The 9,344-nt window shown below is 69.1% G+C and carries 12 protein-coding genes; 2 read left to right on the top strand and 10 right to left on the bottom strand.

Annotation, left to right across the window (positions count from 1 at the left end; all coding sequences use genetic code 11):
* The 8 genes from V6M46_RS17450 to V6M46_RS17415 form a co-directional block, all read right to left on the bottom strand.
* Positions 1-768: DUF222 domain-containing protein (locus V6M46_RS17450; protein ID WP_332667413.1), on the bottom strand; the 768-nt coding region annotated here is incomplete at its 3' end.
* Between the two features lie 100 nt (positions 769-868).
* Entirely contained in the window at positions 869-1,756 is an 888-nt protein-coding gene (locus tag V6M46_RS17445; RefSeq protein WP_332667412.1) for a hypothetical protein, read from the bottom strand.
* The gene (locus V6M46_RS17440) at positions 1,747-2,298 is read right to left on the bottom strand and encodes a hypothetical protein (RefSeq protein WP_332667410.1); all 552 of its coding nucleotides are present in this window, start codon (positions 2,296-2,298) and stop codon (positions 1,747-1,749) included. Before V6M46_RS17440 ends, V6M46_RS17445 begins: the two co-directional genes overlap by 10 nt.
* 105 nt (positions 2,299-2,403) lie before the next feature.
* Complete coding sequence (locus V6M46_RS17435) at positions 2,404-2,865, bottom strand: hypothetical protein (RefSeq protein ID WP_332667408.1); 462 nt, start codon at positions 2,863-2,865, stop codon at positions 2,404-2,406.
* The gene (locus V6M46_RS17430; RefSeq protein ID WP_332667406.1) at positions 2,862-4,571 is read right to left on the bottom strand and encodes an alpha/beta hydrolase; all 1,710 of its coding nucleotides are present in this window, start codon (positions 4,569-4,571) and stop codon (positions 2,862-2,864) included. The genes V6M46_RS17435 and V6M46_RS17430 overlap by 4 nt, the downstream gene beginning before the upstream one ends.
* A 66-nt stretch (positions 4,572-4,637) precedes the next feature.
* Positions 4,638-5,438, bottom strand: coding sequence for an SDR family oxidoreductase (locus tag V6M46_RS17425; protein WP_332667404.1), 801 nt, complete (start codon positions 5,436-5,438; stop codon positions 4,638-4,640).
* A gap of 1 nt (position 5,439) precedes the next feature.
* Positions 5,440-6,654: an acyl-CoA dehydrogenase family protein gene (locus tag V6M46_RS17420; protein WP_332667403.1), complete on the bottom strand. Its 1,215-nt coding sequence runs from the start codon at positions 6,652-6,654 to the stop codon at positions 5,440-5,442.
* A 1-nt stretch (position 6,655) separates the two neighbouring features.
* Positions 6,656-7,114: a MaoC family dehydratase gene (locus V6M46_RS17415; RefSeq protein WP_332667400.1), complete on the bottom strand. Its 459-nt coding sequence runs from the start codon at positions 7,112-7,114 to the stop codon at positions 6,656-6,658.
* A 115-nt stretch (positions 7,115-7,229) separates the two neighbouring features.
* On the opposite strand from V6M46_RS17415, the gene V6M46_RS17410 reads away from it, so the two are divergent.
* Positions 7,230-7,880 carry an SDR family NAD(P)-dependent oxidoreductase gene (locus V6M46_RS17410; protein WP_332667398.1) on the top strand — a complete coding sequence of 217 codons (651 nt, stop codon included), beginning with the start codon at positions 7,230-7,232 and terminating at the stop codon, positions 7,878-7,880.
* Positions 7,877-8,353, top strand: coding sequence for a hypothetical protein (locus V6M46_RS17405; protein WP_332667396.1), 477 nt, complete (start codon positions 7,877-7,879; stop codon positions 8,351-8,353). The genes V6M46_RS17410 and V6M46_RS17405 overlap by 4 nt, the downstream gene beginning before the upstream one ends.
* Here V6M46_RS17405 and V6M46_RS17400 read toward each other — a convergent pair.
* Together V6M46_RS17400 and V6M46_RS17395 are read right to left on the bottom strand one after the other, a co-directional pair.
* Positions 8,331-8,702, bottom strand: coding sequence for a hypothetical protein (locus tag V6M46_RS17400; protein ID WP_332667394.1), 372 nt, complete (start codon positions 8,700-8,702; stop codon positions 8,331-8,333). The genes V6M46_RS17405 and V6M46_RS17400 overlap by 23 nt on opposite strands.
* 47 nt (positions 8,703-8,749) lie before the next feature.
* A partial coding sequence (locus V6M46_RS17395; RefSeq protein ID WP_332667392.1) for a CbiQ family ECF transporter T component occupies positions 8,750-9,344 on the bottom strand: 595 nt, incomplete at its 5' end.

Here is a 9,344-nt window from a genome sequence, read left to right as displayed (position 1 = left end):
CATGACGAGCTGGACCTCAACAGGGGTGCCCTCGGCATACCTGAGCCCGGTGAACCGCTCGTCCAGAGTCTGGGTCATGATCTGCCCGATCGTGCGGTCGTCACCGGCGGCGTGCAGAGCCCGGGCGTGCCGGTCCAAGGCCGAATGTGCGGCGAGGATCTGTTCGGCGGGTCCGCGTACCTGAAGGATCGCGACACCGTCGGTGTCGGGGAACATCGACACCCGCTGATCGGCTCGGTTCAGTTGAGCCCGTTCACGGGCAGCGTCGGCGTCGATCCGGATGACGGCGCGTGCGGTGAGCTGCCCGGCCTGCACGTGGGTCAGACCCGGAAGCTGGGGTGCGATCTCACCGTCCAGCACCACGAAGTCATCGGTGGCCAGCGACACCGACTCCCTGACCACCGCACGCACGACCTGTTCGCTGATCCGTCCGGCGGCGAACAGCTCCTTGACCCGCGGCAACCGTTCCAGGCCCAGGGCGAGGCCGACCTGGGTGCCGGCCGCAGACGGGCTGATGTTGCGGGCCATGCCGACCTCACCGATCACCGACAACGTCGGGTCACCACGACCGGCCGGCATCACCTCGACCCGCTCGTCACACAGCGCCGCGATCTGGGCCAGCTGTTCGGCCTGCGCCGCCCGGATCACCCGATCCAACCCCACAATCGCGTCAATCCGGTTGGCACCGAACTCCTGCACCGGATCGCCACCGAAGTCATACGAACGGACCTCCCTCAGCAGGTCCTCGGTGGCGGCTTCGGTGAACATACTCCCAACCTAGACGCCACCACTGACACGCCTTTTCGGCTGCAATCCCGGCTGTGGACAACCCATTCCGAAGACGTGCGCTCCCAGCTGGCCGATCAGCTCAACGACTGGGCACGACGACGGTCTGGATCTCGCGCACTGGGACCGCACTGCCCTGCCACGGACTCGCGAGCGAGGTCGGCAATCCGCCGATCACCAAGGGCGCCCCGTCGTCCTCGAAACGCACGTCCCAGATCAGCCGCATGCGCGCCGGGTAGGCCTTGGAACCGTCCGCCGCAACGGCCTTGCCGGCATAGCTCGCACGGCGATAGGTGTGTGCGCACTCGTCGGACTTCGTGGTGCTGAACTCGCAGCGGAACACGCCCGAGCCGTCACCGGGATCGACCTCCATGTGGTCGGGCGTCGCCAGGGCACGGATGCCGTTGGCGGCACTGCCGACGAGCTCGTCGGTGCCAGCACCTTGCGCCCACCACCAGGTGTCGAGGTTGACGTAGGTCCTCGTGGGCGGGTTGAACGTTGGTGTGAAGACCGGCACCTGGAGCGCGCCGTACGCCCGTCGCGCGAGCTCCTCACGGCTCGGTGCGTCGTCCTTGGTCCAGTACCACTTGTCCTCGCCGTCGTCGCAGGACCTGAAGGCGATGTGGTAGTCGTCGCCCGGCTTGGGGCCGATCCGGTCACCGAGGTCGTCCTCGGTGTTCGGGGAGGGGTTGTTGCCCCAGCACGCTGCGTTGCCGTGGCAGAACTCGGTGTAGGGCTCCTTGCTCAGATCGCAGCTCGGCCCGCCTCCGGACCCACCGCCGCCGCCCGGCGGAGGTGTCGTGGTGCCGCCTCCCGGGGCGCATTCGACATACGTGACCTTGCCTTGGGAGTCGGTGACCTCGCACAGCTCTGCCTGGGCCGGGGCGGCGAAGAGCACGGTCAGCCCCAGCACCACGGCGACAGCTGTCAGGACGTGCACCGCACGACGGCGCACGTCTTTCACGCGCATGTCTTCGAGCCCTTCGGGGGGAGTCGTACGTCGGTGACGAGCCAGGTCCCGTCGACCTTGGTGGCCGCGGCACCCCAGGGTGCGCTGCCGAACTTCTTGTCGTTCGGGACTGGCTCGCCGTCCTGCTCAGCGGTCCAGCCGTCCTCGTTCTTGCACAGCTTGATGTCGGCAGAGTCCCCCGCGATCGTGACCTCGACGTCACTGATCACCGGCTTGCCGACGCGGAGCAGGCCGATCTTCTTGTAGCGTTTGAGCGTTGCGAGCTGGCTCTCGACGAACACGCCGTTGGCCACGCCGGCGAACTGCTTGGGATCGGTGTTGCCTTCGTTCTCGGAGGCGACGACAGTGTCCCAGAAGCGATCGACGAGGTCCTTGACGGCGGCCTCGTCGGCGGCCTTCGGGTCAGGCGTCGATGTCGACGCGGTCGCCGTGGGGTCATCGGCAGGCTGGTCGTCGGACGAGCACGCTGACAGGCTGAGGGTGAGGACCGTGGCAGCGATGAGGACAAGCCTCCGCGTCCCGCCCCCGAACGAGAAGATCACCCAGACAGGCTATCAACAATCAATGGGGCTCCTCACCCGATTGACCTGCGAAAACGCTGCTTCGCGGCGAGCCAATGATCCGCGTCGGCAGCCTTGAGCGCTCGATCAGCGGACGCAGCCGCTCGAGCCGCCGGCGGTGGCGCCGTCCGAGTGCACCGCGAGCTTTGCGCCCAGCGAGGTTCCGTCGCGCAGGAAGCGCAGACTGATCTCCCGCTCGGTGTCGGGGTCGCGACGGACCGTCCACCCCTCGGCCTCGAGCGCGTCGGCCACCTCTCCTTTCAGACGGGTCTCCGCACCCTCGGGCGCGGTGAAGCGCACCGTGTAGTTGTGCAGCAGTCCCGCATCGGGGTCCTGCGGGTCGCAGTCGATGATGTCATCGCCGACGACCTTCGCCCCCACGCCACCGAGTCGCTCGACCAGGTCGTCGACATGTTGCCGGTTCTTCTCCGCCGCGGCCTCGGCACGCTGCTGTACGTCCATGTCGTTCTCCTTGTCGCCCTGGCAGCCGCCGAGAACAGCAGCCACCAGCAGGATCATCGTGGCCCAACTCACCGTCGGACGTCTCATTCGATGTCGATCCTCTCGCCATCGTCGTTCCAGCCGTCCTGGTAGGACGACACGCCGTAGGTGGACCTCACGTACTCATAGTGGGGTGAACGGTAGGTCTCGACCGTGCCGCCCGTGAACACGCCGTACATGTTCTGCCAGGCGTCGGATCCCACCTCGAACACGGTCGTGTGCGAGTTCAGACCGGTGTTCGGCGAGCCGTCGACCTTGTCGCCGGTGTGCAGGCGGGTGGTTCCCTCGAACTCGTCGGGGTCGGCGCCATGACCGATGTTGTCGCCGACCTGCGTGCCCTGGGTCTCGCCGATGATGTCGCCGGGCGCGGTCATCGAGTAGCGGTCGACGCCGGACTGCGACGACGACAGATCGTCGGCGTCCTCGACGTCGTGACCCATGCCGGCGGACTCGATGTGCAGGACGCGGTCGGCGTCGAGACCGTGCAGCTCAGACCGACCGACCACAGCGCCGCCGTAGGAGTGGCCGGCGTACGTGACCTGAGCCTCCGACCCTGCCCGGTCGATCTCGAGTCGCACGTCGTGCGAGAAGTCGGCGAGCCCGGGCCCGAGGGCGACCGAGTAGTTCGCGAACGGCGCATCCGCCACGATCGAGTCGGGCAGGTCACCGCCCATCCAGGTGATCATCGAGAGCTCACCGGCCGAGTTGTTGTCCGAGAACGTGCGGGACCGCTTGGCGTTGCCGTCGAAGTTCGAGAGCTCGGCGGTCGTGCCCGGCACCAATACGCCGACGTTGCGGGTGCTGCTGTCGATGGGATCGTGCAGCTCGGCCATCGCGCCGTCGCCACTCGGGTCGAAGTACAGGATCTGGCGGTCGTCGCGCAGGATCGACTCGTACAGGTCGATGAGGTCCTCGGACTCTCCGATCGGGCCGTCGAGGTCGTCGTTGTTGCGGCCCAGGAAGTCCCAGTCGCCCTGGTTGTGCTCGTGCTGGTCCTTCAGGTCGCCTAGCTCGTCCTGCTCGTCCTCGAGAGCCACGACGATGCGCACCGTGTTGGCGTCGGCGCGCTGGTCGAACGGCACGCCCGGCAGGTTGCCGACCGTGCTGGGGAACATCATCGCCAGGATCGCAGCCTGCTCGCCCCCCAGGCCTTCGAACAGGTCGCGGGCATCGAGGCGCCGCTGCTCATGCAGCTCGTCGGCGCCACCGGGTGCGACGAACGCATCGGTGAGGAGCCCTGCGAGCGTGCCCTCGGGGCCGGTGCCGGGCCGCGGACGCAACGTGGTGAGGGCGCGTGCGAGATCGGGATTCGCGATGATCAGCTGCTGGAGATCGCCGGCACTCATGATGCCGGAGTCGGCCGGCAGGTCCGTCTGGCCGACCGACCCGAAGGTCAGCATCAGGTCGCGGAACTCGTCGTCGGTCAGGCCCGTGGACTCCTGGAAGTCAGGGCCGAAGCGCTGCGCCACGACGCTGTCGAACATCGCCTGGACGTCCCACTCCGAACCGGACGTCTCGAAGGAGACGGACCCTTCGGCACCGGTGTCGAGCAGCAGCGCGAGCGCGGCCAACCGCTCGAGGTCGGGCACCTGGTCGCGCATCCAGCGGGCCTTGGCCGGCAGGACCGACAGCGAGGGCAGCCCGATCGGCGTCGCCTGGTTCGCCCAGCCGGCCTGCGTGTCGATCCGATCGGCGAGGGACTCCAGCCGGCGCAGCGCAAGGACGAGCCCGGCGTGCTCCACCTTGACGATCATTGGTGACCCCCTGTCCCCCACCGTCACCCTAGTGGCAAGCCGCGTCGCGCACCGACGCGACGTGGGTCACCCCTCGAGCGAGCGGCGGAAGCGCTGCATGCCGGCGATCCAGTGATCCGTGTCGGCGGCCTTGCGGGCGTACATCGTGCCGACCTCGGGATGCGGCAGGGCGAAGAACGTACCGGCCTCGACCGCGTCAAGCAGCACGTCGGCGACCGCGAGCGGCGTCAGCGTCTCGCCGGCGCTGACGACCGACCTCATGCCGAGCCGCGCATCGCCGACCGCAGTCGTCTCGCCCTCGTGCAGCATGTCGGTGCGTACGCCCATCGGACACAGGCAGCAGACCTGTACGCCCTGGTCGCCGTACGTCGCGGCGAGCCACTCCGCGAAGCCGACCGCCGCGTGCTTGGTCGTCGAGTACGTCGGAGAGCCCAGCTGCGTCAGGAGCCCGGCCGCCGACGCGGTGCTGACGAAGCAGCCACGACCACGCTCGACCCAACCCGGCACGAGGGCACGCGCCGCGACGACGTGGGCCTTGACGTTGACGTCCCACGACAGCGCCCACTCGTCGTCGGACGCCTCGAGCCCGAAGCCCTTGAACACCCCGGCATTGGCGAAGAACGCGTCGACCTCACCCGCGGCGTCGATCAGCGCCGCGACGTGTGCGGCGTCCGACGCATCGCCGGCGACGTACGAGACGCGCCCCGGGTGCAGGCCGTCGAGGCGCGACGCCGTCGCCGACAGCCGCCCGGCGTCGAGGTCGCCGATGACGACCGACGCCCCGCGCTCGAGCAACCGCTGGGCGATCGCCTCGCCGATGCCGCTGGCCGCACCCGTGACGATCACGCTGGCGCCGGAGAGCTCCACGTCAGGCGTGCTTCTTGAGCTCGGCCCTGGCCAGCGAGTTCTTGTGCACCTCGTCGGGGCCGTCGGCGAACCGCAGCGTGCGGATGCCGGCGAACCACTCGGCCAGCGGGAAGTCCTGGCTCAGGCCGCCGGCGCCGTGCACCTGGATCGCCTTGTCGAGGATCCACTCCACGGTCTGCGGCGTGGCGATCTTGATGGCCTGGATCTCGGTGTGGGCGCCACGGTTGCCCGCCGTGTCCATGAGCCACGCGGTCTTGAGCACCAGCAGGCGGAGCTGCTCGATGCGTACGCGCGACTCGGCGATCCAGTCGCGTACGACGCCCTGGTCGGCGATCGGCTTGCCGAACGCGACGCGGTCGAGGGCGCGCTTGCTCATCATCTCGACGGCACGCTCGGCGATGCCGAGGGACCGCATGCAGTGGTGGATGCGCCCGGGCCCGAGGCGGGCCTGCGCGATCGCGAAGCCCTCGCCCTCGGCGCCGATCAGGTTGCTCGCCGGCACGCGTACGTCGGTGAACGAGATCTCGGCGTGGCCGCCGTGGTCGCGGTCGTTGTAGCCGAACACGTGCATGCCGCGCTCGATGTCGAACCCCGGGGTGTCGCGCTCGACCAGGATCATCGACTGCTGGCGGTGGCGGTCGGCCGACGGATCGGTCTTGCCCATGACGATGAAGATCTTGGCGTCGGGGTTCATCGCGCCGGTGATCCACCACTTGCGGCCGTTGATGACGTAGTCGTCGCCGTCCTTGACGATCGACGTCTCGATGTTGGTGGCGTCCGAGGAGGCGACGGCCGGCTCGGTCATCGCGAACGACGACCGGATCTCGCCGGCGAGAAGCGGCTCGAGCCACTGCTTCTTCTGCTCCGGCGTGCCGAACATGTGCAGCACTTCCATGTTGCCGGTGTCGGGCGCAGCGCAGTTGACCGCGGCGGGGGCGAGCTGGATGCTGCGGCCGGTGATCTCGGCCAGCGGCGCGTACTGGAGGTTCGTCAGCCCGGCGCCCTGGTCTCCGGGGAGGAAGAAGTTCCAGAGGCCGCGCTTCTTGGCCTCGGCCTTGAGGTCCTCGAGGATCGCGGGCGGCGACCACGAGTCATCCTTGATCGAGGCCTGGATCTGCTCGTGCGCGGTGGGCTCGGCCGGATAGATGACCTCGTCCATGAACGCTTCCATCTGGCCGATCAGGTCCTGCGTCTTGGCGTCGTATGCGAAGTCCATCTCACGCACCTGCCATGACGAAGACGACCTCGGCGACGCACGCCGGCTTGTCCACACCGTCGATCTCGATCACGAAGTTGACGATGCCCTGCGTGCCGATCGCGATGTCGGACGTCTCCTTGAGCGTCGCGGTGGCCCGCAGCTTGGAGCCGACCGGGACGGGGTTCGGGAAGCGCACCTTGTTGGCGCCGTAGTTCATCCCGAACGCCAGGCCGTTGATCGTGTAGATCTGCTCCGCGAACGCCGGCAGCAGCGCCAGCGTCAGGTAGCCGTGCGCGATCGTCCCGCCGAACGGTCCCTTCGCGGCACGCTCCGGATCGACGTGGATCCATTGGTGGTCGTTGGTCGCATCGGCGAAGGTGTTGACCTGCTCCTGGGTGATCGTGACCCAGTCGCTCGTGCCGAGCACCTCTCCGGCAGCTGCCTTGAAGTCGTCGAGACTGTCGAACACGCGTGGCATGAAGAACCTCTTCCCATGAAGGCTGCGCCGAACTAAGCGCTTGCTTAGTTGGCACCCTAGTACGTACGACCGGTAACGCGCCAGAGACCCTCACCACAGGTCTATCGTCGAGACCATGCCCACTCTTGCGATCGTCGGCGCCGGCCCCAACCTGGGGTTGGCCGCTGCCCGGAGGTTCGGGGCCGAAGGATTCGACGTCGGACTCGTCTCCCGCAACGCCAGCCGCCTGCGCGCACTCGCCGACGCGCTGATGGACGTGGGCATCACCGCGACCACCGAGCCGGCCGATCTCCGCAACCCCGCAGAGGCCACCGTCGCCCTCGCCCACCTCGCCGACACGCTCGGCCCGGTCGACGTGCTGCTCTACAGCCCCTTGGCGTCCGTCGACTGGATCAAGCCCGTCGCCGAGACATCGTCAGCCGACATGGGCGCGGCGCTGGAGCTGAGCGTCCTCGGCGCGATCGACGCCGTCGAGGCGGTGCTCCCGTCGATGCGCGAGCGAGGCAGGGGCACACTGCTGTTCACGACCGGCGGAGCAGCCATCGCGCCGAATGCCGAACGGGCGAGCTCGGCAGTCTCGAATGCCGCCGAGGTGGCGTACGCCCGGCTGCTCTACGAGTCGCTGGCGGGCCACGGCATCCACGTGGCCCACACCGCGATCGTCGGCGGGCTGGGCAAGGGCCTCAGGCACGACCCCGCCGACATCGCCGAGGTGCTGTGGCGCCAACACGTGGAGCGCAAGGGCTTCCAGCACGTGATCGAATGAGCGAGGCAGACGGCAGCGCCGGCCTGCGGCGGCTCGTCCTGTCGACCGCGCCCGAGGACCTCGGGCTCACGGCCGAGACCGACCCTGACCGGGTCTACGGCGTGCTCATGGAGACCGGGTACGACGCGGCCGTCGTCACGGTGGTCTCGCTGATCGACGGCTCGACGAGCCTGTACGTGAGCACCGGCGGCGGGACGATCGGCGCCGGCGAGCACGAGCCGGTCGCCGAGGCCACCCGGGCCTTCGTCGCGATGGCTCAGGTCTTCGTCGGGCAGACCGAGCCGGCGACGCGCTTCGACCTGCCCGACCTCGGCCGCGTCAGGTTCCAGCTGCTCACGGTCGGCGGCGGACGTACCGCCGAGGCCGACGAGAACGACCTGGGGTTCGGGCGCCACGCCTTGTCGCCGCTGTTCCACGCGGGGCAGGAGGTCATCGCCGAGATCCGCCTGCTCAGCGAGCAACAGCCCAGCTGATCGCCGCGACGACCAGCAGGGCGACCGACAGGGCGTCGGCGCGCACGACCCGCTGCATCGCAAGGTTGATGCCCGGATTCGCCCGCGCCACGACCAGGAAGGCGAGGTCGCTGATCAGCCCGGCGCCGATCGCGTACGGCTGCAGGTCCTCGATCCACGCTCCGGCGATGAGCAGCGCGCCGAGCAGACCGAACAGCACCGCACGGTGCACCAGCAGCACCGCGAGATCGGGACCATCAACCCGTACGTCGTACATCCGGGCGACGCGCGCCGGGCCGCCGACGCCGACCAGCGGGAGCAGGTGGATCACACCCGCGAGCACCAGGGCCACGGCTGCGACGACGCTCATGGCTCCACCCTCCCGCGTACGACGTCGGGTGTCGATGACCTCCGGGGTCAGGCTCCGGCGAGTCGCGCGAGGATCGGCGTGGAGCCCAGCAGAGCGGCGACCACGAGACCGGCCCGGTCGAGGCGCGTCCACGGCGCGGGCCCGGCCCACGTACGTTCATGCGCCGTCGCGAAGCCGCGCGCGTCCATCGCGATCGAGGCCGCCGAGGCGCCGCGCAATGCCTGCACGAGGAGCGCGAACGACATGTTGGCGGCATAGCGACCGTTGGCCAACGGGTTGCGGGACCGCCCGTGGCCGCGGACCCGGCGCACGCGCTCGAGCTGCTGCCAGGCGAGCCCGAATCCGGTGAACTTCTGCAGAGCCGCGGCGAATGCGGCGATCAGCCGAGCCGGCAGGTGCAGCGTCTGGGCGAGGTAGTCCGCCAACCGGGACGGGTCGACGTACCCAGCCAGGATCGATCCCGGCGCGGCCAGCACGACGATCCGCAGGCCGGCGGTCGCCGCCTCCTCGACGTCGTGCCCGCCGAGCCGCCACGTCGAGTAGACGATCGTGACCGCGGCGATCGCCGTGAAGCCCAGGCAGACGAGCGGGAAGCGCCAGCCCGGGAGGAGCAACAGGCCCGCGATGACGTACGCCCCGACG

It is taken from the genome of Aeromicrobium sp. (genome assembly GCF_036676885.1).
Lineage (GTDB): Bacteria > Actinomycetota > Actinomycetes > Propionibacteriales > Nocardioidaceae > Aeromicrobium.
Note: the sequence above shows the minus strand (reverse complement) of the source record. Positions and strands in the feature narration are given on the sequence as shown.